We start from the raw sequence: 25049 nt of genomic DNA, 5'->3' as shown, positions 1-25049 counted from the left end.
GCCTATCGATGCTCGTACAGAGCTTAGTTGTTGTTTTAGGTGCTGCAAAAACAGCCACCCGCCCTTGCGATATACTCGTTTTTGCTCAAGCTGGTTCAACAAAAAACAATCTGGCTGGTGAACTGATTTTACGCCGGCAATAGTATATATTTCATAAGCGCTTATTACAATTTTTGTTTAGTTTTAGCCGGAAAATTCCGCAGGCGAAACATTACACATTTAGGGGTTGCTGACAATACTACTAGAGTCGAATACTTATTAAGCAAATACGCATTAAAATTGACTTTTAGGGGCAGTTTGCGAGTAGAATAGCTGCAATACCCTTAGAATCCGAAACTACAACAATTAGGAGAAATCCAATGGCAGATAAAAAGGCCGTCGTGCAGATTGATGGTAAGTCATTTGAGTTACCGATTTATTCTGGCACGGCTGGTACTGACGTAATTGACGTTCGTACGCTCGGGCAGCAAGGTTATTTCACATTTGACCCGGGCTTTATGTCAACGGGCTCCTGCGAATCTAAAATTACTTATATTGACGGCGACAACGGCGTATTGTTACACCGTGGTTATCCTATTGAACAGCTGGCGGAGCACTCAGATTACCTTGAGTTGTGCTATTTGCTACTTGAAGGTGAATTACCCAAAAAAGAGCAATATACCGATTTCGTGACCACTATCACCCGCCATACCATGGTCCATGAAAAAATTGCTTCGTTCTTTCAGGGCTTCCGGGTAGACGCTCACCCTATGGCGATGCTCTGCGGTGTAGTTGGTGCTTTATCATCGTTTTATCACTCTGATTTAGACATTAACGATCCGGAACAGCGTAAGCGCAGTGCCCACCGTCTAATTGCCAAGTTACCGACCATTTCGGCAATGGCATACAAATACACTGTCGGACAGCCGTTTGTGTATCCACGCAACGATTTAAGCTACTCTGAAAACTTCCTGCATATGATGTTTTCGGTGCCAGCTGAAGACTATAAAGTCAGCCCTATCCTGGCCAAAGCCATGGACCGGATCTTTATGTTGCACGCAGACCACGAGCAAAATGCATCCACCTCAACAGTTCGCTTAGCCGGCTCTTCAGGTGCCAATCCTTATGCCTGTATTGCTGCGGGTGTTGCATCACTATGGGGCCCGGCACATGGCGGTGCTAATGAAGCTTGCCTGAAGATGTTGCAGCAGATCGGTTCTGTTGACCGGATACCAGAATTTGTGGCCCGGGCAAAAGATAAAAACGACAGCTTCCGCTTAATGGGTTTCGGCCACCGGGTATATAAAAACTTTGACCCGCGGGCTAAAGTTATGCGTGATACCTGTCATGAAGTGTTAAAAGAGCTGAATGTTAAAGATCCGCTGTTAGATGTAGCAATGGAGCTGGAACGGATTGCCCTGGAAGATTCTTACTTCATTGAGAAAAAACTGTATCCGAACGTCGATTTTTACAGTGGCATTATTTTAAAAGCCATTGGTATTCCGACCAGTATGTTTACTGTTATTTTCGCTATGTCACGCACCGTTGGCTGGATCTCACACTGGGATGAAATGCTCGGTGAGAAAGGTCATAAAATCGGCCGGCCACGTCAGCTTTACACTGGCTACGCCAGTCGCGATTTTAAAAAGCTGGATAAACGTTAAGCCTTTTAAGCAAAGGCATAGCATTGAAGCGGCGACTATCGCCGCTTTTTTTATGGCCAAAAACAGCGCAGTAACCTTGCTATCTTTTGCAGCACAACCGACAATTCGCCTAACATATTAACCTTCTGAGAGCTTATGCAGCCTTTTGACCCTGTAAACTTTCGCGGCCAGTTTCAGTTTTTTCAGCATAACCCCGGTTGGGTTTATCTGGATAACGCCGCCACCATGCATAAACCAGACGTGGTTGTGAACGCCATAACCAGCTTTTATCAGCGCAACAACAGCAATGTTCATCGTGGTGCCCACACGTTAAGTCAGAACGCCACCCGCGCATTTGAGCAAGCCCGTGATGACATTGCTACTTTTATTAATGCCGGTGCACGTCAGCAGATAATATTTTGCAGTGGTGCTACCGCAGCGCTTAACCAAATCGCTTTCGGCCTGATGCACACCGTATTGCAGCCAGGTGACCGGGTGCTAATTACTGCGCTGGAGCATCATGCTAATATCGTTCCCTGGCAATTACACTGCAGCCGCTTTGGCGTAACACTTGATGTTGTGCCACTAGATACTGAGCATAAGGTTGACCAGCAGGCTTTTGCTGAATTGCTGGCGCTTAAACCGAAAGTGGTTAGTTTCAGCCATATCTCTAATGTACTGGGGCATATTCAACCCGTTGCACATATGATTAGTCAGGCAAAGGCTACAGGCGCACTTACCGTGATTGATGGCGCCCAGGGCATAGTCCATGACAAAATCGATGTCCAGGCCCTGGATGCTGACTTTTATGTCTGGTCTGGTCATAAGCTGTATGGGCCCACCGGAATAGGGGTTTTGTATGGCAAAACAGCAGCACTGGAGTTACTTACCCCAATATTTGCTGGTGGCGAAATGATTAGCGAAGTTAACTTTAGTCACAGCTTATTTAACATTCTGCCGTTCCGGCTGGAAGCTGGTACGCCCGACATAGCAGGGGCTATAGGCCTGGCAGCGGCCTGCAACTGGCTACAAAAAATTAACAGCGAGCAAGTAAAAAACTATAAGGCAATGTTATTAAAACAGTTCTTTGCAGGGCTTAAAAAGATTGGCGGGCTGGATATTTTATCATCGCCTGTGCATAATGCCGGTATTGTAGCGCTGAATGTCCAAGGTGAGCATCCTGCTGATGTGGCAGAGCTCCTTAACCAGCAAGCTGTAGCGGTGAGGGGGGGCCAGCATTGTGCGATGCCCTTTTTCAGCCAGTTGGGGTTAGCTGGTGCAGTAAGATTCTCATTTGCGCCCTATAACACTGAAGCAGATGTGGCAACCAGCCTGCAAGCGTTAACGCAGGCCGCGGAGATATTAACGGCATGACCCTAGACCAGTTACTTACAGACACTAAACCCGCACTAAGTCAGATTTATGCCGAAGACTTACCAGAGCTGAGCCAGGCCAGAGACTGGCAGAGCAAGTACCGCATTCTTATGCAGCTGGGCCGCAAATTACCCCCTATTCCTGAAAAAATGAAGCAGCCCTCGTTACTGGTCAAAGGGTGTGAAAGCCGGGCCTGGTTAATGCATTATTATAATCAACATCAGGACCAACACTTCTTCGTATTAGACAGTGAAGCCCGGATAGTAAAAGGGTTAATGGCAATAATGTTAAGCCTGGTAAATGGTATGAGCAATGCCGAATTAAAGAAGTTTGAACTGGCCCATGCGTTTGACAAGCTAAATTTGAAACCCTACCTCAGCCAGTCACGCGGCAGTGGTTTAAATGCCATGATGGCCCGAATTAAAGACTGCTGCCGTTAACTGCCACCTGGTTAGCTTTTACTGCCATTTTTTGTAACACTCTGGACACGGCTGCCAAACCGAAACTGGCTGTCACCACTGTGGTCGCGCCAAAACCGCCGCTGCAATCTAAGCGCATACTGCTCACTTCAGCTGTTAACTGAGCTGTTTTTTGCTGGCAAACGCTGCCATCAGGCTGAGGATAGACCAACTGCTCGGTAGAAAAAACACACTCTATACCAAACCGGCGTTTCGGGTTTCGGCTGTAATTATAATCGCGCCGTAACGTATTGCGTACTTTAGCTAATAGCGGGTCATTAATGGTCTGGGTTAAATCGGCTATCTGGATCCGGGTAGGATCTGTCTGGCCGCCGGCGCCGCCGGTACTGATCACGTTAATTTTATTGCGTTTACAATGCGCCAGTAAGGCAACTTTAGCTTTAATTGAGTCGATTGCATCCACCACATAATCCATATCTGTAGTTATAAGCTGGCGCAGATTATCGCTGCCGATAAAGTCTTCAATCTGATGGACGATACACTCAGGGTTAATGGCCTTAATCCGCTGTGCCATCACTGCAACTTTATCTTGCCCAACGGTGTCAGTTAATGCATGCAACTGCCGGTTAATATTACTGATACAGACATCATCTAAGTCTATCAGGGTGATCTCGCCAACTCCCGAACGCGCCAGTGCCTCAGCGGCCCAGCTACCGACCCCGCCAATCCCAATTACGCAGACATGTGCCCGGGAAAATGCTTGCAGCGCATTAGTACCATACAGCCGGCCAATACCAGCAAAACGAAGGAGATAGTCAGACATGTTTAATGGTTAACCTGTTGTGGTTGTCGATTGCGGTTGTTGATTGCGGTTGTTGATAGTCGGGCCAGTTCAACTGCCAGGGCTCCGCCCACTGCTGCAGGGCGCCAGAGCAGCTGAGCTGTTGAAAATAAGTTCCTTGTTCCGGCAGTTGCTGATACTGATACTGATATACCTTGCCAGCCAGGCTAAACCTCAGGGCAAAAGCATGCAGATATACCCGGTCTGCTGCCGCTCCCTGATAAAGTGCATCACCAGCAATAGCCGCCCCGATACTTTTAAGGGCCACCCGGATTTGATGCGTTTTGCCGCTGTAAGGTTTAATCAAAAAGGCCCGCACAGGCAAATCAGCAAACCCCTGACTGATAAAATAACTTACTGCCGGGTTTTGCTGGGTTTTCAACAGCTTCCAGGCGCCCCGACGGGCCGCAGCCATATCACCTTTTACCCAGCCCTGCTTTTTAGCGGGTTTACTCATGCTTAGTGCCAGGTAATATTTTTCAACCTGATGAAGGGTAAACAGTCTGGTGAGTTGGGCGGCGGCCTCATTGCTTCGAGCCAGCACGATTAAGCCCGATGTTACCTTGTCCAGTCGGTGCACCGGGAACAATTTAAACCCAAGCGCCTGCTCAGCCTGAACCACTAAGCCGGCGCCCTGCTCTGAATGAAAACTAATACCAGCGGCTTTATTCAGCACCACAAACTCAGTCGTTGCTGCCACCAACTCAAAGGCCGGCTTCATTGATAGCAGCTCATTGATAACAGCTCATTACTGGCTGCTCATTGGCGCAGGCTCTTCGCATGCAGGCGGGCCTGTTCCAGATCAGCTGGGGTATCAACCCCGACAGCCGGCGTTTCCAGCGCAGTATCAACATGTATTGCTTCACCTTGCCACAATACCCGCAATTGCTCCAGACTTTCAATTTGCTCTAACGCCGACGCCGGCCAGTTAACGTAATGCTGAATAAAACCGGCCCGATAAGCATAAATGCCGATATGGCGCCGGTAGTGACTGGCCAAATCGTCAGCGACAATACCGTCTCTGTCGTAAGGGATCACGCTGCGACTAAAATATAAGGCATAGCCGTCTTTATCTGTGACCACTTTCACAATGTTCGGGTTACGAATTTCCGCAGCATGGCGCAGCGGTACTGCCAGGGTGGCCATCCGGGCTTTTTGCTGGCCTGCCAGATTCTCAGCCACCTGGCGAATAATAATGGGCGGAATAAAGGGCTCATCTCCCTGCACGTTAACCACTATGGTTTCTGCGCCAAGCTGCAGTTTATTTACCACTTCAGCCAACCTTTCGGTGCCCGAGTTATGGTTTGGATCAGTCATGCACACTTCACCACTAAACTCGTCTACCGCAGCCGCGACCCGGGCGTCGTCTGTCGCGACAACCACCCGGCTGGCGCCACTTTGTAATGCCTGCTGATACACCCGCTCAATCATGGTTTTACCGGCGATATCTGCCAGCGGCTTACCTGGCAAACGGCTGCTGGCATACCGGGCCGGAATAACCACTACGAACGCCATTTTTTAACCTCATCCGGGCTTAACTGCTCGGCTTCGTCTGCAATCAGCACCGGAATATTATTACGCACCGGATAGGCCAACCCATCTGCCAGACAGATTAATCGCTGTGCCGTTTTATCGTATTTCAATTTTCCTTTACATAAAGGGCAGGCAAGTATTTCAGTTAACGCGACGTTAATAGCCATCATTTTTCCAGTAATTTGGTAATTTTATTAATAATTTCAGCGGTGTGGTTTGTGCTGAAGCTGGCAGCGACCGGCAAATAATACCAGTTGTCGCGGGCAAAGCGCTGGCATTTTACTGCATCCTTTTCGGTCATCAATACCGGGCCGTTGATCCCGCTAAAATCCGATGCGGTAAACTGATGATGATCTGCAAAAAACCGCTGGCCAGTTACAGTAAAGCCAGCTTGCTGCGCCGTCAACCGGAAGCGCTCAGGGTTTCCAATGCCTGCCACCAGAGTGACCTCACAGGGCGCCAGCGGCATATCTGCAACTAAACTTGTCACTACTGCGCTGTTAAGCTGCATCTGATAATCAGCCACCGCTACCTCACCTGAATTCGCGATAAGCATGTCTGCTTCAGCTAAGCGGGAACGAGGCTCACGTAGTGGCCCGGCGGGCAGTAATAAACCATTACCAAAGCCACGCCGGCCATCAATCAGTACGATCTCCAAATCGCGGGCCAAGCGGTAATGCTGCAGACCATCATCACATATAACAATATCAACCTGATACTTCGCTAACAGTTCCCTGCCGGCAGCAACTCGGTCCGGACACACCACCACCGGGCATAAACTGCGTCTGGCCAGCAGCAAGGGCTCATCACCCACCGCAGTGGCCAGACTGTCAGGCGTTACGGCTAACGGCGAACTGATTTTTGCGCCATAGCCGCGACTGATAATCCCCGGTTTAATCCCCTTTGCCAGTAACTGCTGGCATAGCCATAGGGTAAAGGGCGTTTTACCAGTGCCGCCAACACTGATATTGCCTACGATAACTACCGGAACACTTAGTTTGTGCCGGCGTTTAATGCCAAGCCGGAATAGCACCCGTCTGCCGCTGCTAAGCAACCAGTAAAGCGCAGCCAGTGGCAATAGCACTACTGATAACCAATGGCGCTGCTGATACCAGCTTTGTTGCAGCAGGTTCATTGTTCGGTACCGAACTGCAACTTATATAACTGGGCATAGGTACCGTTGCCACTGAGCAGCTCGGTATGAGTGCCCTGCTCGATAATCCGGCCCTGCTCCATCACAATAATTTTGTCAGCTTGCTCTATGGTCGACAACCGGTGGGCGATAACAATATTGGTGCGGCCTTTCAGTAATTCATCCAGTGCCGCCTGAATTTTCCGCTCTGATTCTGTGTCCAGTGCCGATGTCGCCTCATCCAGCACCAATATCGGTGCCTTACGTAATAAGGCGCGGGCTATTGCAATCCGCTGCCGCTGGCCACCTGATAAACTGACCCCGTTCTCACCAATTACGGTATTGAGCCCGTCAGGCAGTTGATTAGCAAACTCCAGCACGTGGGCTTTTTCAGCTACATCAAGCAACGTCTCTTGGTCTACCTGCTCAGCAAGGCCGTAACAAATATTGTTGGCAATGGTATCGTTAAACAAGGTGACATGTTGGGAAACTATCGCCATCTGATTGCGCAGCGATGGCAAAGTACATTGACGAATATTCTGACCGTCGATGGTAATTTCACCGCTGGTTAATTCGTAAAAACGCGGCAACAGACTGGAAATAGTAGTTTTACCGCTACCGGAGCGACCTACCAGGGCTATGGTCTGGCCTGCTTCGGCTGAAAAACTGATATCAAATAACACTTGTTTTTCATGGCCGGGGTAACTGAAATTCACCTTATCAAAGCGAATATCGCCTTTAACATCAACCAGCTGCACCGTACCGGTATCCTGTTCAACCGGCTGATCCAGAATCGCAAATACGCTTTTTGCCGCTGCCAGACCACGCTGAAACTCACTGTTAACCGTGGTTAACTGTTTTAGTGGCCTGAGCATCATCATCATCGATGCGACAATAGTGGTAAAAGTGCCTGCCGACAAACTCTCCAGCATTTCCGGGAAACTGGCCATGTATACAACAAAGGCCAGGGCAAAAGAGGCAATAATCTGAATAGTCGATACACTTATTGCCCGGGTTGCCTCCATCTTGACATCTTGCTGACGGGTTAAATTATTAACATGGTGAAAACGTTGTTTTTCTATTTCCTGACCACCAAAAGATAAAATGACTTTGTGGCCATTGAGCATCTGTTCAGAGCAGGTAGTGACATTGCCCATCGCATTCTGGATATTGCGACTGAGCAAGCGGAAACGCTTCGAGACAAAACTGACCACCACAGCAATTACCGGCGCAATTAGCAAAAATATAGCCGATAACTGCCAGCTCATGATAAACATCATCACCAGCAAACCGATAACAAAGACCCCCTCGCGCAGCAGCACCGTTAACGAGCGTGAGGTCGTTTGCTTTATTTGCTCAGTATTGTAAGTGACTTTTGAAATAAGCTCGCCGGTAGAGTGCTGATCATGAAAACTGACCGGCAGGCGCATATAGTGTTCAAACAATTGCTGGCGCAATGTTTTAACCACATGGGTACCAACCCAGTTAAGACAGTAACTGGCAATAAAATTAAAAGCACCACGTAACATGAAAATAAGTACGATAAACACCGGGGCGTAACGTAAGTAATTGGTGTTTTTATCATTAATGCCGACATCAATAAAATCAGGCAGCTTGGAGATAAAATAAACATCAATCAGCGCATAGCCCAGCATACCCAGTGCTGCGGCCAGAAAACCGAATTTGTAAGGAACAACATACCGTAATAAACGCCGGGCGGTACCAACTTGGTTAATTTCAGACACTGACAATGGTTAATCCTGCCATTTATAATTTGCTGTATTCTAGCGTGTTGTTGCCAAGGTTTCAGCAATTGCCGGCGGCTTTTCCAGCCAAAACGGTAATCTTTGCCGCCGCCAGCTGCTAACCTGCAGCTTTTGCTGACTAAACTCAATACTGATAGCACCATAGTCTGCCGTGTTAAGCAAGGGCACACGCAACAACGCCAGCCGCTGTTGCACAGCGTTTGCCGGATGCTGATAACCATTCATAAAAGCGGCAGCGTTCAGCGCCAGAGCTGGCTGGACCCGCTGCAGCAGCGCCAGGCTATTAACCGAAGCACTGCCGTTATTAGCCAGGATCAGCACATCTGCCGTTATGTCTGAATTTAAGTTGATTAAAGCGTGCTCTGTCACCGGGTCAATTTTACCCGGTAGCAGCACCCGCCATGGCCCTATGGTAATGCGCACGATACAGCTGTCAGCCACTGTTGGCATCAGCACTTCCAGTTGCACATCCTGATATACAGCGGGTAATTGTTCGCAACCATCAGTGCTGCTCTGTTGACTAAAAAGTGTCAGGCTCTGCTGAGCCCCCTGGTAATTTTTCAGTAAGGTCCAGTGCCGGCTGCGCTCGGTGCGCTGCTGACGAAACAGCACATAATCAAGCTGACGAACTCCCAGCTGGCGCAACACCGGTTTTAACCGGTGTTCAGCAATATCTTGCGATGCTCTTGCGGGAGCAAGGTCGTACAGTAAGGCCCGTCGGCCATGTTGCAACAATAATAGTTGGCGCTGGCCGCTATCGAGCAAATGTAACTGCCAGTGCCGGGGTTGCAACGCACTGTCGCTGAGCAGTAACAAACAAACAGGTAGCAAGATCAAGGCAGCTTTTCTGAAAAACACCAGCAACACCAGTAGTAACGCTGCCATTAGCGCCACAGCAAAGCCGGAAACCTCTGACAGTGACCACCACACCGGCAGTTCAGCACTGCGCTCTAACCACCACAACAAAGGCATAAATGCTTTGTCAGTTAGCGGCCAGAGCCAGCTTGCATCCAGCCCGAGCACGGTTAAAAACACGCTGATAAGTAACAGCGGAATTGCCACCAGACTGCACCACGGAACAAACAACAGATTAGACAACAACATCAGCGGACTAAAGCCACCAAAAAGCATGATCCCGAACAGGGTCATCAGCAGACTTAACAGCAAATGAAAGGTTAAAAACCAACGAAGCCTGGCCCGCCAGTGATAGCCGGTCAGTGGATAACGCCACATCGCGGTAAATATAATAGCGACCGCCAACACCGACAACCAGAAACTGGCACTGAGCACCCAAAACGGCTGTAACAATAATAACAGAGCGACTAACAACAACCAGAATCGGCTTAACGGTATAGTGGCCAACTGGCTGCGACAAATAACCAGGATAATCAGTGCGACACTGGCCCGCAGGGTAGGAATAGCAAAACTGGCCAACCAGGCATAGAGCAGCGCACAGGCCAACGCCAGTATTAACACCAGTTGCTGCTGACGACCAATCGCTATCAGGCCTTTACTCCAGCCGCCAAGCCACAATGCCCATCCAAACACCAGGCCAATATGCAAACCTGATATAGCCAGCAGGTGGCCAAGACCAGAATGCTGCGCGCCCTGCCAAAGTTCATCGGAAAAATCACGTTCACCTACCGCCAGCGCTTTCAGTAATGGTGCTGTGCGATAAGGCATGATAGCCTGCTCTACCTGGCTTACAATCTGCTGACGGATTGAATGTTGCTGTTGCAACAGAATATGCGGGCCGCGTTCGACCTGCCCTGACGCTACCACACCGTTAACATAAGCATAGGTTTCAGTATTAAAGCCGCCCGGATTAGCGTGGCCGTGGACAGGTTTCAGTTGCAACCGTAAGCGCCAGTGCTGGCCGATAGCCAAAGCAGGGGGGTGTTGCCAGCGTAAGGTTAACCTGAAACCCTTTGCTGGCCCGTTCAGCACAGTTGCACTAAGCTGGGTGTAGTCAGGATATTCTTTTGGCGGGGAATTGATCACCACCAGCACCGGTGAGCCAGCCATTTCCAGCATCGCATTTTGGCCGGTTTGATAGTGCTGATACTGCCAGCTCAAGCTGGCCAGAAAACTGGCGGCACCGAGTAATGGCAGGATCAGCTGTGACCGTCGCCTGACAAACGCCAGCAAAAACAGTATTACAAAAAAAATACTGAAAAAAGGTGGCACTATCGGCAAAAATAATGACAATAGGCTGGCTGTAATAACTCCGATGCATAATCCTAGCATGGCCTCTTTCTACACAGGTTAGAATGCCCAAAAAACTATTTAAGAAATATCTACCATCAGCTGAAAAAATCAAGCAACAAAAACTTATAAATTTATTTGGAAGTTTGCTACACGATGGTAACCTCTGGCATTTAAACCGGCGTTCGGCGCGCGGTGCTTTCGCTGTAGGCTTGTTTTGGGCATGGATCCCGATGCCATTTCAAATGGTTGCAGCGGTCGCTACGGCAATCCCATTGCGGGTGAATTTGCCATTAACCCTGGCATTAGTTTGGACCTCCAACCCGCTGACCATGCCAATTATGTTCTATTTAAGTTATCTGGTTGGTACCGTGGTACTGGCAAAGCCACTGGAGCCGTTTGCGTTTGAAGCCAGCTTGGAGTGGCTGCGCTACAGCCTGCACACTATTGGCAAACCTTTTTTACTGGGTTCGTTATTGATGGCAATAACCGCCAGTATCAGCGGCTATTTTTTAATTGACTGGCTGTGGCGGCTGTCGGTTAAAAAAGCCCAGCTCGCAAAATTACTGAAAAAAAGGAAACGCTGACGACAAAGTTGTGTCTGCCCCGGCTATTAATGCTGGCCAAGAATAGCAGCTGGCTCAACTTTACTGGCGCGCCAGGCCGGGTATAAGGTTGCCAATAAGCTTAACAGCACGGCAATGGTAAAGGTCAGTGCAACATCCTGCCAGCGCAGTACAGATGGAATAAAGTCGATAAAATAGATACTTGGGTCGAGCAGCGAACTGCCTAACACCCGGGTTAATACCGCAAACAGTTGCTCGATAGTATTTGCCAGCAACACACCAACCCCCACCCCGAGCAGAGCGCCAATCAGCCCGTTTAGCCAGCCCAGCAACACAAAGGTTTTAATAAGTTGGTTCGGCGCCATACCCATGGTCAGTAAAATGGCGATATCAGCTTCTTTTTCCCGCACCGCCATTACCAGGGTTGCCACAATATTAAAACATGCCACGGCAATAACTAAGGTTAATACCAGATACAAAATAACCCGTACCATCTGAATGTCGTTGTGGACATGACCTTGGGTCCGGTACCAGTCCATCAGGTAAACGTAGTCCTCTGATAAGCGCCCCAGTTCACGGGCCAGTTGCGGTGCTGCGAAAATATCGTCTATCCGAAACGCCAGGCCATGCACCTCGCCGACTGGCAACCCCAGCCAGCCCGCTAAAGCCGACATGTCAACCCACACCTGGCTATAATCCAGCGGCCCCCCCAGCGCAACAACCGCACTAACGGTTAAATTTACTGTACGGTGGCTGGCCAGGCTGCCATCAGCGGCAAAGCGTGGCAACATCAATTGTAAATTCTGACCAAGCTTAACATCCAGCTCTTCGGCTATACCCTGCCCCAGTACTATCTGCTGCTCGGTAAGCGTTGCCATACTACCCTGGGTAACAAACTCTTTTACTGCACTGATTTGCAGTTCGTGCGCCAGGCTTATACCCCGCACCTGCGCTGCCTTTACTGCGCCGCTATGGCGCAGCATGCCGTTGGCTTTGACAAAAGGTGCACCTGCCGTTACGCCATCAGCACTAATCATGACAGTTAGCTTACGTGGCCAGTCAGCCAGGGTATAATCGACTGCTTCTATTTCAATATGAGGGATCACAGCCAGCAATCGATCTTTTAACGCTTGTTCAAAGCCATTCATCACTGACAGCGCCAGAATAAGTATTGCCACACCCAGGGCAATGCCAAAGGTGGAAGACGCAGAAATAAAACGGATAAAACCACTGGTATGGCGGGTAGAACGATAGCGCTTTGCCAATTGCCAGGCCAGACTAGCCATGCATCACCTCTAGCTGGCCTTCCCGCATCAGGTACTGAGTATCAAGCCGGCCAGCCAGCTCAGTATCATGAGTTACCACCACAAAACTGGTAGACAGACTGGCATTGAGTTCGCGCAACAGCTGGTAAATAGATTCGGCAGTATGCTGATCCAGGTTACCGGTAGGCTCATCGGCCAAGACCAGTGCCGGCTGGGTAACCAGTGCTCTGGCAATCGCCACCCGCTGCCGCTCACCACCACTCAGTTCTGCAGGCTTATGCTGGCCACGATGACTAAGCCCTACCCGTTCAATCAGCGCTGCAGCTTTGGCCAGAGCGTCTGTGCGTTTTACGCCCCGGATAAACAATGGCATCGCCACATTCTCCAGGGCATTGAAATCCATTAATAAATGATGAAACTGATAGATAAAACCCAGCTGCAGATTGCGTAACCGCGCTTTTTTAGCTGAACTCAGCCCTGCCAGCGGCTGGCCGGTGATAGCAACCGAACCGCTGTCAGCCAGGTCCAGCGCGCCTAAAATATGCAGTAAGGTACTTTTACCGGAACCTGAACTACCAACAATTGCTACCATTTCACCTGCAGCGACGCTCAGGCTGACATTGTGTAACACCTGAGTTACCGCACTGCCATCCCGGTAACTTTTACAGATTTGAGTCGCCTCTAATACTTTATTCATCACTTAGTATTTCCGCCGGATTTACTTTAACAGCCTGCCAGGCCGGATACAGCACTGCCAGTAGAGTCAGCCCTACTGCGCAGGAAAAAATAGTGAAAATTTGCAGCGGATTCACGGCTACCGGCATGGCTATGCCACTGGCCAGTTGCAATCCAAACAGATTAAGCACTTCATTCAGCTGCAGGCATAATAATAAGCCCGCCAAAACGCCCAGTGCCGCACCCACCATACCATTTAGCACGCCTTGAAAGGCAAATACTGCAAACAGCTGGCTATCAGTCATGCCAAGGGTTTTTAAAATAGCCACTTCCGCTTGCTTTTCAGTTACCATCATCACTAATGCGGACACTATATTAAAAGCCGCTACCGCCACTATCAGCAATAACATCAGCCACATCATGGCCTTTTCCATCGCCACAGCGGCGAATAATTTACCCTGGCTTTGCCGCCAGTCGGACACGTCACTAAAGCTGGCGCTCTGGCCTAAACGCCCTGCCAGCATCGGCGCACTAAAGGGCTCGGCCAGGCTGAGTCGCCAGGCAGGCTCACGCTCAGCAACAGGCAACAGCCGGGCCAGGTCATCCAGCCGGGTCACGGCCAGTAAGCCATCCACCTCTGAGCCGGTGTCAACTATCCCCACCACTTCAAACAAACGCTGGCGGGGTAACCAGCCAACCGGGGTATAGCTGCCACCCTGCGCCAGCATAAAGCGTAATTGCTGGCCACGGCTTACCTCCAGTTGTTCAGCCAGCGCCCGTCCCAGCACTACGCCATAGCGGGTAGTGGCAAAATCCTGCCAGCTGCCTACCACCAGTGCCTGTTGTAAGAATTGCGGAATTTGTTCAGCATGAATGCCTTGTAGCATTACTGCATTGAGTTGACGCGGTGCTTGTACCAGGGCCTCAGACTGTAAAAAAGGGCTGATATCCTGCACCCCGTCACCGGCGTTAAGCTCGCTTTGCCAGGCAGAACCCGGAGTAAGCGGCTGCACTACCACGTGCGGGATCACGCCCAGAATTCTTTTTTTCAATTCGCCTTCAAAGCCGTTCATTACAGAGCTAACCAGGGTTAGAGCCATTACGCCCAGCAGAATGCCGGCAACAGAGAAAAAAGTGATAAACGAAATAAAGGCATTACCTTTGCGGCTCTGGCTGTAACGGATACCAAGCAAAATGCTGACAGGTAATTGCATGTTAATATTCAGGACTTTGCCTCGGTTAGATGGTAAATTAGCTGCAAAAATCGCTGCTGATAATAGTGATTATTAGCCATAATGACAAGCAACCTTAATCGAGGCCTGCTATGGACCCAATATTACAGTCATTAACCGACGCTTATAACGACTACTTCAGCGTTGAGCATGCCATTATCGTCAATTGTAAAGTCGTTGCCGGTGAACTGCCCTCAGAGCAGGCGTTTCTGGCCAGCATTCCCGAGCCGTTTTTAGTGGCAGGCGAAATGGGCAGCCTCAATATGTCGGCATTGCGCTCGCTGAACCGGATTGGTGAACTGGCTGAGGAATTAGCTAATTACCTGCAGCAACAAGCCCGCAAAATTGATTTATTACTGCACTACGTGCTAAGGCAGCAAGACAGTGCAGAACATCGTCAGTTTACGTTAAGTTATGGTGGCGCAGGCTTATGTTTGCAAAGCCAGCAGCCAATTCCGGCGCTAACCCTGGTGGAATTAAAAGTGTTCCTGGCCGACAACGAAGGTGCGGTATATTGTCTGGGCCAGGTAATCAGCGCAGAGCAGGCAAATGAAGGCTGGCAAATAAAAGTTGTGTTTCGGCGAATTCGGGATCAAGATCGTGAGCTCATTGTCCGTGCCAGTTTGCATCAGCAGTCTCATCAGCTAAAACAAAAAGCAGCGCAGCGCCAGTTACCGGAATAAGCGCAAACAGTCATAATTTTCGTGTTTCTTTTTATCATGAGCATTTTGGATAGGGTTTCAGGTTGTAATGAGTTTTATTAAGGTTTTACCCCGGATTAAACGCCAGCAAGATCAGATTAGTTGGGGCCAGCTGCATGGCGCTGCTTTGCCCTATGCTATTGCCCAGCTGGTACAGACTGAACCTGCCGTATATTTGTTAGTGGTGCCTGATACGCCAAGCGCGCTGCGGCTGGAGCAGGAGTTAGCAGTATTCCTGCACAACAGTGCCTGCCCGGTGCTTACCCTGCCCGACTGGGAAACCCTGCCCTATGACGTGTTTTCACCGCATCAGGATATTATTTCCCAGCGCCTGAAAACCCTTTATCAGTTGCCAAGGCTTATCCAGGGCCTGGTTATTGTGCCAGTCAGTACCCTGTTGTTAAAGATCAGCCAGCGCAATTATCTGGAACAAGCCAGTTTTCTGATTAAACAAGGTCAGCAGGTCGATTTAACAGCCTTAAAATTACAACTGACGGCAGTGGGCTATCGGGCGGTGGATCAGGTAATGGAGCACGGAGAGTTTTCTGCCCGCGGATCCTTGCTGGATTTATTTCCAATGGGCTGCAGCCTACCATTTCGGATCGACTTTTTTGACAATGAAGTTGATGGTATCCGCACTTTCGACCCGGATAATCAGCGCAGTTTAAGCCAGGTAGAAGCCATTGAGTTACTGCCCGCGCATGAGTTTCCGACTGATAAAGCGGCAATCGAGCGCTTCCGACTGCGCTATCGCGAGCGCTTTGCCGCCCGCAATGAAAAGGAATCTTTATACCAGCAAGTAACGCAAGGCATTTTCCCGGCCGGTATTGAATATTATTTGCCACTATTTGCCGAGCAAACCGCCAGTTTATTCAGTTTTTTACCGCCAGAGTGTATCGCTTTAAGTTATGGCGACATTGAGCACAGCGCCAATCAGTTCTGGCATGAGCTGAAACGCCGCTATCATGACCGTGCTATTGATACCATGCGGCCTATTTTGCCACCGCAGGAGTTATACCTGCAAACCGATGAGCTATTCAGCGAACTGAATAAATTCAGCCGGTTAAAGCTAAGCCGTGCCACCCTGCCCGCCAAACCAGGCCAGGCCAATGCACCGGTCGCAGTGCTGCCAGAACTAAACATCCAGCATCAGTTAAAACAACCACTTAGTTTACTAAGCGATTTTTTACTGGCCCTAAAGCAACAAAATGGCCGGGCGATATTTTTTGTTGAAAGTGAAGGCCGGCGGGAAAGCCTGCATCAGCTGTTTACTAAAGCCGGTATTCGGGCGCCAGAAATAACTGAGCTGGCCGATTTTGCCAAAAGTGCTGCCGATTTAGTGATGCTGGTAGGCGCTTTGGAACAAGGTGCCCTGCTTAACACCAGCCCACCGCTGGCGCTGATTAGCGAAAACGAGTTATTTGGTCAGAAAATCAGCCAGCGCCGGCGCCGTAAAAAAAGCCAACAGGTTTCCTCCGACACCATTATCCGCAATCTGGCTGAGCTGAGTGAAGGCCAGCCGGTGGTGCATTTACAACATGGTGTCGGTCGTTATCAGGGGCTGCAGGTATTAGACGCTGCGGGTATTAGTGCCGAATTTGTTACCATTGAATACGCAGGCAGCAGCAAGCTGTATGTGCCGGTTTCATCACTACACTTGCTTAGCCGCTACTCTGGCACTGACCAGGAACATGCTCCACTACATAAACTTGGCAACGACACTTGGGAAAAAGCCCGGCGCAAAGCAGCAGAGAAAATCCGTGATGTCGCGGCCGAGCTACTGGATGTTTATGCCCAGCGTGCTGCTCACCAGGGCTATGCTTTTAAAATTGACCAGGAACAGTACGCCGCCTTTGCTGATAGTTTTCCGTTTGAAGAAACCGCCGATCAGCAGGATGCAATAACTGCAGTGCTAAATGATATGCAAACCCCGCAGCCAATGGACCGGCTGGTCTGTGGTGATGTTGGCTTTGGTAAAACCGAAGTGGCGATGCGTGCCGCCTTTATTGCAGTGAACGATGGCAAACAAGTCGCCATTCTGGTACCCACCACCTTGCTGGCACAACAACACTTTGAGAACTTTAAAGATCGCTTTGCTAACTGGCCGGTAAGGGTTGAAGTTTTATCACGCTTTGTCAGCCAGAAACAGCAAAAAACCATTTTAGAAGATGTTGCCAATGGCAAAGTCGATATTCTGATTGGCACCCATAAGTTATTGCAGGATGACATTAAGCTGCACGATTTGGGCTTATTAATCGTTGATGAGGAACACCGCTTTGGCGTGCGCCAGAAAGAAAAAATCAAAGCGCTACGTGCCAATATTGATATTTTAACCCTGACTGCCACTCCCATCCCGCGCACCCTGAATATGTCGATGTCGGGCATGCGCGATTTATCGATTATTGCCACCCCCCCGGCAAAACGGCTGGCCGTAAAAACCTTTGTCAGGGAATTTGAAACCGGTTTGCTGCGCGAAGCCGTGATGCGGGAAATACTGCGTGGTGGCCAGGTCTACTTTTTACACAATGACGTTGCCAGCATTGAAAAAATGGCCGCTGATCTTGCCACTCTGGTGCCAGAAGCCAATATTGCTATCGCCCATGGCCAGCTGCGTGAGCGTGACTTAGAACGGATAATGGCTGATTTTTATCACCAGCGTTTTAACTTATTACTCTGTTCAACCATTATTGAAACCGGCATTGATGTACCAACCGCTAATACTATTATTATTAACCGGGCTGATAATTTTGGCCTGGCCCAGTTACATCAGTTGCGTGGCCGGGTTGGTCGCTCGCACCATCAGGCTTATGCCTATTTATTAACACCACCACCAAAACGGCTCAGTAAAGACGCCGAAAAGCGGCTGGAGGCCATTTCATCACTGGAAGACTTAGGCGCCGGTTTTGCCCTGGCTACCCACGATTTAGAAATCCGCGGTGCCGGTGAACTATTAGGTGATGAGCAGAGCGGCCAGATTGAAACCATTGGCTTTACCTTATACATGGATATGCTGGAAGAAGCGGTAACGGCATTGAAAGAAGGCCGCCAGCCCAGTCTGGATATGATGCTGAGCCAGCAAAGCGAAATCGACTTGAAAATTCCGGCGCTGCTACCCGATAGTTATATCCCTGACGTAAACTTGCGGCTGTCATTTTACAAAAAGCTAGCCAGTGCCAAAGATGAAAGCGAGCTGGATGATGTCCAGGTAGAATTAATCGATCGTTTTGGTTTGTTACCTGATGCAGCTAAAAATCTGGTTAAACTAACCGAGTTTAAGCAACAGGCGCAAGACCTCGGGATCAGGCGGATTGAGGCTAATGCTAAAGGCGGTTTAATTGAATTTGCAGATAAAACCCGGGTGGCGCCGGCTTACATCATTGGTCTTATTCAGCAGCAAAGCCGGATATTCAAACTGGAAGGTGGTCAGAAACTGCGCTTTAACATCGCCAGCCCCGACGCTAAGGACCGCCTGACCCTGGTTGCCAATATGCTGACTGATTTCAGCCAGCATCAGCAGGAGAAATCATGAAATTAACTGTAGTAAATACTCTATTCCCTGTTGGTTCAACAATGCAGGCAATATCAAAAATACTATTAAGTGCCCTGCTGCTTACCTCCAGCAGTGCAGCAATTGCTAACAGTAGCGCTCAAGAGCGCTGGTTTGAAATAGAACTTATCGTTTTCAGCCCTGCGCGAAGTGCTGAATTAAAAGAACAGTTTGATTACGAAGTTAAACCTATCCGGCTAAGTAATAGTTTCGATTTAGTCACTGGAAAATATCAACCCGATATCCTGCCTCTGCTTACAGCACTAACCCGTTGTGAGCAGCCGTATGACGCCGTCAGTCTTTTTTTGCCGGCAGCACTTCGCAACTGGCAACAATGGCAGCCGCCTTATTACCCATTGCTTTGCCTGAACGAACCTGAACCCGCCGCCTGGCAACGTACTACGCTGTTTCCAGAGCACTTGCTCAACACTCAGTTGCCTATGCCTGATCGCTTGCCGGCAATGCTGGCTGGCGAGTCTGAACTTCATCATCCCGGGCCCTATCTGGCGCCGCCTTCAGCCTTTGCCTTAACCGAGCTGGCCAGTAAAATTAACCGCCAGCCAAATCAGAGTCTGTTATTGCACACCGTATGGCGCCAGGTACCCGTTACTGAAAAACAGGCAGTGCCAAGCCGCTGGTTTGCCGGAGCAAATTATTCGTCACTGGTCGACTACTGGGGACGGGATCGCAATCAGGATGCTACAGATAGCGAAGCAGCTGCAGCAGTGTCTTTGTTTCAGAGCGAACAACAGGATGATCTGTTCAGTGCGATCGATACGTTGCTGGACCAACTAAATGCGGCTGGTAAGCTTGAAACAATGGCGGGGCAGGAGCAACAGCTACCACAAATCAGTGACAGCCTGTCTAATCTGCCAGACGATATCTGGCAACTTGATGGTTTATTTAAGTTGCATCTGGACCACTACCTATTTTTAAATACAGACTTTAATCTGCGACGCCCTGCGCCTGACAGCAGCATGCAAAGTATTAATGTCAAACAAAGCCGGCGGGTGATAAGTGGTGAGTTACATTACCTGGACCATCCGTATCTCGGCATGATTATTCAAATAAGACGTTTTCAGCCGCCTGAGCCCGAGCCGGAATCAGAGCCTGAAGCTACTTCCACAACTGGCAGCGCGGTGCCGACACAAGCTATAACCGATGCACCGGCCGGCTAAGTGTGAAACCGGAAAAACGGCTAACTGGCTGTTGCTTTATTTAAAAAAGGAACTAAACTAGTGACTTAGTTACATATTTACACAAATAACTACGGGTAAGTAACATAGTTTTTTCCTACATTAACCCTAACAGTTAACCATAATCAGAGATCAATGGACGATTTAAACTTAAATCCCGAATTTACACCTGCGCATTATGTGCTGCTATTGCTGTTACTGATCTTTGCCAGTGCCGGCAGTACCTTGTTAGCCTGGATAATGCCACAAGCTGCAAACAGCCTCTGGCTGGATGTGCTACCACCTCTTCTGGGCTTGTACAGCTTGCTCCTGTTATTTAAAACTCTGGGCATCATTCATTTACCATCAGCAGCCGTGTACTCAGCCATTATTACCCCGGTAACCCTGGTAAGCTTTTATCAATTTTTGCTGTAGCAGGTTATCACAATAGAGTATGATGCGCCCCTTAGCGCTATTGAGGATAACTGATGTCAATTAACTGGTTTCCGGGCCATATGCATAAAGCCCGTAAAGAAATTGCTGAGGTGATGCCTCAGGTTGATATTATTATCGAAATGCTCGATGCCCGTATTCCTTTTTCCAGCGAAAACCCGTTAGTGCCGCAACTACGCGGTAACACGCCCTGCATTAAAGTCCTTAACAAAGCCGATTTAGCTGATCCAGTACTCACAGCTGGTTGGGTGGCGCATTTTGAGCAGCAAAACGGTGTGCGGGCCATCCCAATCAGCCAGCAGCATCCTGAGCAAATTAAAGCGCTGTTAAAGTTGTGCAATGACATGCTGCCAGAGCGAAACCTCGATATTCGTCCTGCCCGGGCAATGATTATGGGTATTCCGAATGTCGGCAAGTCGACCTTAATCAATACTTTGGCAGGTCGCACCATCGCCAAAACCGGCAACGAGGCGGGTGTAACGAAGGCCCAACAGCGTATTAAGCTGGAAAATAATGTTATTCTGACCGATACCCCGGGCTTTTTATGGCCCAAATTAAGCCCACCTACCTGTGGCTACCGGCTGGCGGTTACCGGTGCAATTAAAGATACCGTATTTGAATATGCAGATATCGCGCTGTTTGCTGCCGACTATTTACTGCAGGTATACCCGCAAGCTTTGATGCAACGCTTTGACTTAACCGAACAGCCTGACAGTGATTTAGCGTTACTGGATGCGATTGGCGTGCGTCGGGGCTGTATGCGTAAAGGCGGGGTGGTCGATTTAGAAAAAGCCGGTACTATTCTGATTACCGAGCTGCGCGCCGGTAATCTCGGCCCTGTTACCCTGGAAACACCGGATATGGTAAGCCAGGAGCAAATCGACGCCAAGGCAGAAGAAGCAGCGAAGTCAAAAGATAAGGCTGAGCGCGAAGCTGAACGTAAGCGCAGGGCGCAACGTAAATATCGTTAACAATTAATTATTAGCTTGGTCAGAGCACGTTGCTTAATTAAGTACTGCAGCCAACTGCTGCTGGTACCCGGTAAATTTTTCCTGCTGTTCTGGCTCAAGCTCCGCGTGTTGTAATTGTTGTACAACACTTTTTGCCAGGGCTTTACAGCCATCATCTAACGGTTCCTGGTTGAGCAGTGCAGCCAGTACTTTAAGAATATTCAGAGCTACATTCATATTGTTGGGCGTCAGCGAAAAAGCTTGCTCAAGTGAATTAAGGGCGGCTTGGTATTTACCGCGTTTAAAGAACTCCACTGCCATCCGGTTTAATTGTTGCGGGGTGAAATGCACTGCAGTGCGCTCAGCGGCTTCCTGTTCAATATATTTACCCACAACCTGATTAGTTAAACCAGTGCCGGAAATTTGCCGTTTAATAGAATCCAGCAATGATACAGCCTCTTCCCGCCGGCCGAGTTCATGCAAAGCTTTTACTTTATCCAGGTTATCTTCAACCGAAGACGTTGGCCGTAAACTCAGATGGTTATCAAAGATATTTTCTGCTTTAGTTCGCTCTTCCCGTGCCGTATGCAGGCGGGCCCTTACCACTAAAAACTGTTCTTTAAGCTGGGCAGCGAGTGGCAACTGTTTTTCCAGCTCATTCAGGATTAACTCAGCCTGATTTAATACCTTAACTGCATCAGCTTTATCCAGGGTGGTAGCGTAATCGATACCCGAACACACCACATTCAGTCTGAGTAACGGTGAGTCGTGAATGGAATTTTTGGCATATTTTGCCATGGCAATACTGGCCTGATACTGACCGGCATGGTCATGATTCAGCCGGGCTAAATCGAGCAGACGTTTATTGCGTTCAATATTGCGAGGCGCCAGCTGACTGGCTTTTTTGATTTCTCTATATGCTTGTTCGTAATCCTGCTTACCAATGTAGTAGTGTGCCAGCATATCGTAGGTGGCAAAACGGGTGTCAGTTTTATCGGTAAGTTGCTGCAGCATGGTCTGAATGTCAGCCAGTTTATCCTGCTCCAGTAAAGCCTTGATATAGCCCAGATACACCCAGGATATTTTGTGCGTCTGCAACAGATTATTATAGTAAACAGCAGCGTCAGTAAACTCACGCAAATGTAACAGGCACTCGCCTTTCAGTCGTTTCATCTGCATATGATACTTACTAACGCCGGTATTCAGTAAATGACGCTCAGCAAAATAGATGGCTTTGCTGTAGTCCTGGCTGTCGATTGCCTGATACACATTGAACAAGGTGCGTTTTATTTCCAGGGTAACTGGCAGACGATTCTGGACATGTTTACTGCTCAACGGTTTTACCCAGAAATCGTCTGGCTGCAGTTCAACAATACTATTGACCAGATGCTCACTGGTCTCAGCACTGAGAAAAATCAGCACTGTGCATTTAGTAACATAACGCTTAAATTTCAGCTCCTCCAGTAAATGGAAGCCGTCTTTATCGCTTTTAACATTAAAAGCACAGATCACGACATGAAAAGTCGTTTGCTCACATAAGCGCAAAGCATAATAGGCGTTCTCTGCACACTTAACATTCTCTATACCAAGCTCAAACAGCGCAGATTTAATAACATTCTGTACCAACACCTGATCATCGATAATCAGTACATTTAACTTATCAGAGGCTGTTAATTCTTGTTGTTCCATCTGGTGGTCTCTTGTCCCTGCAGTAAGCCATAGCACAACGGCGGCTAGTCAATACAGTTATATTAGCAAGCGACTATAAATGCAAAGAAAAAAACGGCTGACAGCCGGTTTTGTTATTACAAGATAAGTGAATCAACATCGCGCCCCTGCAGCAACCAGATTTAATTCGCGCTGGCTGTTGTCTGTCAGCTTAATCACCCCAAACTAAGTAGCAACACACTTTACCAATTACGCCAGAGGGCAAACAAATGATATTCCAACTCAGTATTGTACAAGCAAGCAAAATGCTCCAAAACTTACAGCAGATTCTGGATAAAGGCGCCGCCTTTGCTGCCAGCAAAAAAATAGATATGACGGTGCTGTTAAACGCCCGCCTGGCACCGGACCAGTTTAATCTGATCCGTCAGGTACAAATTGCCTGTGACAGCGCCAAGCTTGGCGCGGCACGCCTGACTAATCAGGTTGACAGTGCACCTAAACATGCTGATGACGAAACTACTCTGGAGCAGTTAAGCCAACGCGTAGCTGACACTGTGGCCTACCTTGCGACCTTCAACCCGGCTGATTTTGCCGATGCTGCCAGCCAGAAAGTCAGTCAGCCTCGTTGGGAAGGCAAATATTTAACCGGTGATGAGTTTTTAATCCAGCATGTGCTGCCAAATATCTATTTTCATATCACCACCGCCTACGCCATTTTGCGCCATAATGGGGTTGATGTTGGTAAAAAAGATTATCTGGGCGCCATGCCTTATAAATCGTAATTTGCCAGTTAAAAACGCCAGGCAATACCTGGCGTTTAATTATTATCGGCTACTGAGGGGGCTTAGCTGGAATTCATCGTTCCAGCACCACCCGATAGCGGGCTTTGCCACTGGCGACATGGGCAATGGCTTCGTTGATTTGCTCAAACTTAAACATTTCTACTACCGGCTTAATATCGTGCTGTACTGCAAACTCCAGCATTTTCGCTATGGTTGCCGGGCTACCAACCGGCGAACCTGAGACCGACCGCTGTGCCATGATTAAGCTGAATACATTTAAATCCAGTGGCTCCAGCGTAGCACCAACAAAATGGAGCCGGCCTTTCGGCTTCAATGTCGACAGGTACAGGTCCCAGTCTAGTTTCACGTTAACGGTTGAAATAATAAAATCAAAGCGTCCTGCTGCCTGCTCTATTTCGCTGCTGCTTCGTGAATTCAGGCAATAGTGAGCACCGAGATTTTTCGCTTCATTGGCTTTTGCTTCACTTGAGGTAAAAGCGGTCACTTGACAGCCCCAGGCGCGTAAAAATTGCAGCGCGATATGGCCCAGGCCACCAATGCCGATAACGGCCACCTTATCGGTAGGCTTTACCTCAAACTGCACCAGCGGGTTAAACACGGTAATACCGCCGCAAAATAACGGGCTGGCGGTTTTAGCATCCATGCCTTCAGGCAAAGGCACTACGCTGCTGGCCTTGGCCCGAACCTTGTCAGCAAAACCACCGTGGCGACCAACAATAGTCCCTTCAGCTTTAGCACACAGATTTTGATCGCCACTGCCGCAACTGCTGCAAACCTGACAATAACCGGCATGCCAACCGAGGCCAACCACCTGCCCTTTCGTTAAATGGCTAACCCCGTCGCCGACAGCATTTATTCTGCCAACGACTTCATGCCCTGCCACCAGTGGATAGCTCGACATGCCCCACTCGTTATTTAACATCGACAAGTCTGAGTGACAAATACCGCAGTAATCAACAGTAATCTCCACTTCGTTGCGACCAAGCGGCCCGCCGTCATACTCATACGCGGCTAATTTGCTGTTTGGGGCCTGAGCGGCATAAGCCTTAATAATATTATTTGCTGACATGTTATCTCCGTGTCGGTTGTTGTTGTTCCAGTTAATTTTGTTGCGGTTACTTT

Annotated in this window: 22 protein-coding genes; 10 read left to right on the top strand and 12 right to left on the bottom strand. The window is 49.0% G+C overall.

The window, feature by feature from the left end:
- Positions 1-359: 359 nt before the first annotated feature.
- The 3 genes from gltA (at position 360) to H141_RS0107205 (ending at position 3436) form a co-directional block, all read left to right on the top strand.
- A complete protein-coding gene (gltA, locus tag H141_RS0107215; RefSeq protein ID WP_019675581.1) occupies positions 360-1643 on the top strand; it encodes a citrate synthase in 1284 nt (427 codons plus the stop codon).
- Positions 1644-1778: 135 nt separating this feature from the next.
- Complete coding sequence (locus H141_RS0107210; RefSeq protein WP_019675580.1) at positions 1779-2996, top strand: aminotransferase class V-fold PLP-dependent enzyme; 1218 nt, start codon at positions 1779-1781, stop codon at positions 2994-2996.
- Positions 2993-3436 (top strand): SufE family protein, encoded by a 444-nt coding sequence (locus tag H141_RS0107205; RefSeq protein WP_019675579.1) that lies wholly within the window; start codon positions 2993-2995, stop codon positions 3434-3436. Before H141_RS0107210 ends, H141_RS0107205 begins: the two co-directional genes overlap by 4 nt.
- Here H141_RS0107205 and tcdA read toward each other — a convergent pair.
- From tcdA to H141_RS19975, 7 genes are read right to left on the bottom strand one after another with little or no spacing between them, the layout of a single operon-like run.
- Positions 3417-4238 (bottom strand): tRNA cyclic N6-threonylcarbamoyladenosine(37) synthase TcdA, encoded by an 822-nt coding sequence (gene tcdA, locus H141_RS0107200; RefSeq protein WP_019675578.1) that lies wholly within the window; start codon positions 4236-4238, stop codon positions 3417-3419. The genes H141_RS0107205 and tcdA overlap by 20 nt on opposite strands.
- Positions 4231-4977 (bottom strand): pseudouridine synthase, encoded by a 747-nt coding sequence (locus H141_RS0107195; RefSeq protein WP_019675577.1) that lies wholly within the window; start codon positions 4975-4977, stop codon positions 4231-4233. Before H141_RS0107195 ends, tcdA begins: the two co-directional genes overlap by 8 nt.
- Positions 4978-5015: 38 nt before the next feature.
- Positions 5016-5771, bottom strand: coding sequence for a 3-deoxy-manno-octulosonate cytidylyltransferase (gene kdsB, locus H141_RS0107190; protein WP_019675576.1), 756 nt, complete (start codon positions 5769-5771; stop codon positions 5016-5018).
- Complete coding sequence (locus tag H141_RS0107185) at positions 5759-5956, bottom strand: Trm112 family protein (RefSeq protein ID WP_019675575.1); 198 nt, start codon at positions 5954-5956, stop codon at positions 5759-5761. The genes kdsB and H141_RS0107185 overlap by 13 nt, the downstream gene beginning before the upstream one ends.
- Positions 5956-6924 carry a tetraacyldisaccharide 4'-kinase gene (gene lpxK, locus H141_RS0107180; RefSeq protein WP_019675574.1) on the bottom strand — a complete coding sequence of 323 codons (969 nt, stop codon included), beginning with the start codon at positions 6922-6924 and terminating at the stop codon, positions 5956-5958. The genes H141_RS0107185 and lpxK overlap by 1 nt, the downstream gene beginning before the upstream one ends.
- Positions 6921-8666 carry a lipid A export permease/ATP-binding protein MsbA gene (gene msbA / locus H141_RS0107175; protein ID WP_026349295.1) on the bottom strand — a complete coding sequence of 582 codons (1746 nt, stop codon included), beginning with the start codon at positions 8664-8666 and terminating at the stop codon, positions 6921-6923. The genes lpxK and msbA overlap by 4 nt, the downstream gene beginning before the upstream one ends.
- 39 nt (positions 8667-8705) lie before the next feature.
- Positions 8706-10895, bottom strand: coding sequence for a DNA internalization-related competence protein ComEC/Rec2 (locus H141_RS19975; protein ID WP_019675572.1), 2190 nt, complete (start codon positions 10893-10895; stop codon positions 8706-8708).
- A gap of 62 nt (positions 10896-10957) precedes the next feature.
- On the opposite strand from H141_RS19975, the gene H141_RS0107165 reads away from it, so the two are divergent.
- The gene (locus H141_RS0107165) at positions 10958-11479 is read left to right on the top strand and encodes a DUF2062 domain-containing protein (protein WP_019675571.1); all 522 of its coding nucleotides are present in this window, start codon (positions 10958-10960) and stop codon (positions 11477-11479) included.
- Positions 11480-11505: 26 nt separating this feature from the next.
- Here the strand turns inward: H141_RS0107165 and H141_RS0107160 are convergent, their stop codons facing one another.
- Genes H141_RS0107160 through H141_RS0107150 form a run of 3 tightly spaced genes read right to left on the bottom strand, consistent with a single transcriptional unit; the run spans position 11506 to position 14612 of the window.
- Positions 11506-12744, bottom strand: coding sequence for a lipoprotein-releasing ABC transporter permease subunit (locus tag H141_RS0107160; RefSeq protein ID WP_019675570.1), 1239 nt, complete (start codon positions 12742-12744; stop codon positions 11506-11508).
- A complete protein-coding gene (lolD, locus tag H141_RS0107155; protein ID WP_019675569.1) occupies positions 12737-13420 on the bottom strand; it encodes a lipoprotein-releasing ABC transporter ATP-binding protein LolD in 684 nt (227 codons plus the stop codon). Before lolD ends, H141_RS0107160 begins: the two co-directional genes overlap by 8 nt.
- Positions 13413-14612: a lipoprotein-releasing ABC transporter permease subunit gene (locus H141_RS0107150; RefSeq protein WP_019675568.1), complete on the bottom strand. Its 1200-nt coding sequence runs from the start codon at positions 14610-14612 to the stop codon at positions 13413-13415. The genes lolD and H141_RS0107150 overlap by 8 nt, the downstream gene beginning before the upstream one ends.
- Before the next feature lie 110 nt (positions 14613-14722).
- Between H141_RS0107150 and H141_RS0107145 the strand changes: the two genes are divergently transcribed.
- From H141_RS0107145 to ylqF, 5 genes are all read left to right on the top strand, one after another.
- On the top strand, positions 14723-15313 hold the full coding sequence (locus H141_RS0107145; RefSeq protein WP_019675567.1) for a PilZ domain-containing protein: 591 nt from the start codon (positions 14723-14725) through the stop codon (positions 15311-15313).
- A 67-nt stretch (positions 15314-15380) separates the two neighbouring features.
- A complete protein-coding gene (gene mfd / locus H141_RS0107140; protein WP_019675566.1) occupies positions 15381-18860 on the top strand; it encodes a transcription-repair coupling factor in 3480 nt (1159 codons plus the stop codon).
- Positions 18857-20056 (top strand): CsiV family protein, encoded by a 1200-nt coding sequence (locus H141_RS19970; protein ID WP_019675565.1) that lies wholly within the window; start codon positions 18857-18859, stop codon positions 20054-20056. The genes mfd and H141_RS19970 overlap by 4 nt, the downstream gene beginning before the upstream one ends.
- 153 nt (positions 20057-20209) lie before the next feature.
- Entirely contained in the window at positions 20210-20488 is a 279-nt protein-coding gene (locus H141_RS0107130; RefSeq protein ID WP_019675564.1) for a hypothetical protein, read from the top strand.
- A 53-nt stretch (positions 20489-20541) separates the two neighbouring features.
- Complete coding sequence (ylqF, locus tag H141_RS0107125) at positions 20542-21477, top strand: ribosome biogenesis GTPase YlqF (RefSeq protein ID WP_019675563.1); 936 nt, start codon at positions 20542-20544, stop codon at positions 21475-21477.
- A gap of 33 nt (positions 21478-21510) precedes the next feature.
- On the opposite strand, the gene H141_RS19965 is transcribed toward ylqF, so the two are convergent.
- Positions 21511-23145 (bottom strand): response regulator, encoded by a 1635-nt coding sequence (locus tag H141_RS19965; protein ID WP_019675562.1) that lies wholly within the window; start codon positions 23143-23145, stop codon positions 21511-21513.
- Positions 23146-23393: 248 nt separating this feature from the next.
- Here H141_RS19965 and H141_RS0107115 point away from each other — a divergent pair, with 248 nt between their 5' ends.
- Entirely contained in the window at positions 23394-23906 is a 513-nt protein-coding gene (locus H141_RS0107115; RefSeq protein WP_026349294.1) for a DUF1993 domain-containing protein, read from the top strand.
- Positions 23907-23979: 73 nt separating this feature from the next.
- Here H141_RS0107115 and ahr read toward each other — a convergent pair whose 3' ends face one another.
- A complete protein-coding gene (ahr, locus tag H141_RS0107110; protein WP_019675560.1) occupies positions 23980-24996 on the bottom strand; it encodes an NADPH-dependent aldehyde reductase Ahr in 1017 nt (338 codons plus the stop codon).
- Between the last annotated feature and the right edge of the window lie 53 nt (positions 24997-25049).

The organism is Arsukibacterium perlucidum DSM 18276 (assembly GCF_000382165.1).
In the GTDB taxonomy this organism is placed as follows: Bacteria; Pseudomonadota; Gammaproteobacteria; order Enterobacterales; family Alteromonadaceae; genus Alishewanella; species Alishewanella perlucidum.
This window is presented reverse-complemented; position numbering and strand designations above follow the sequence as displayed.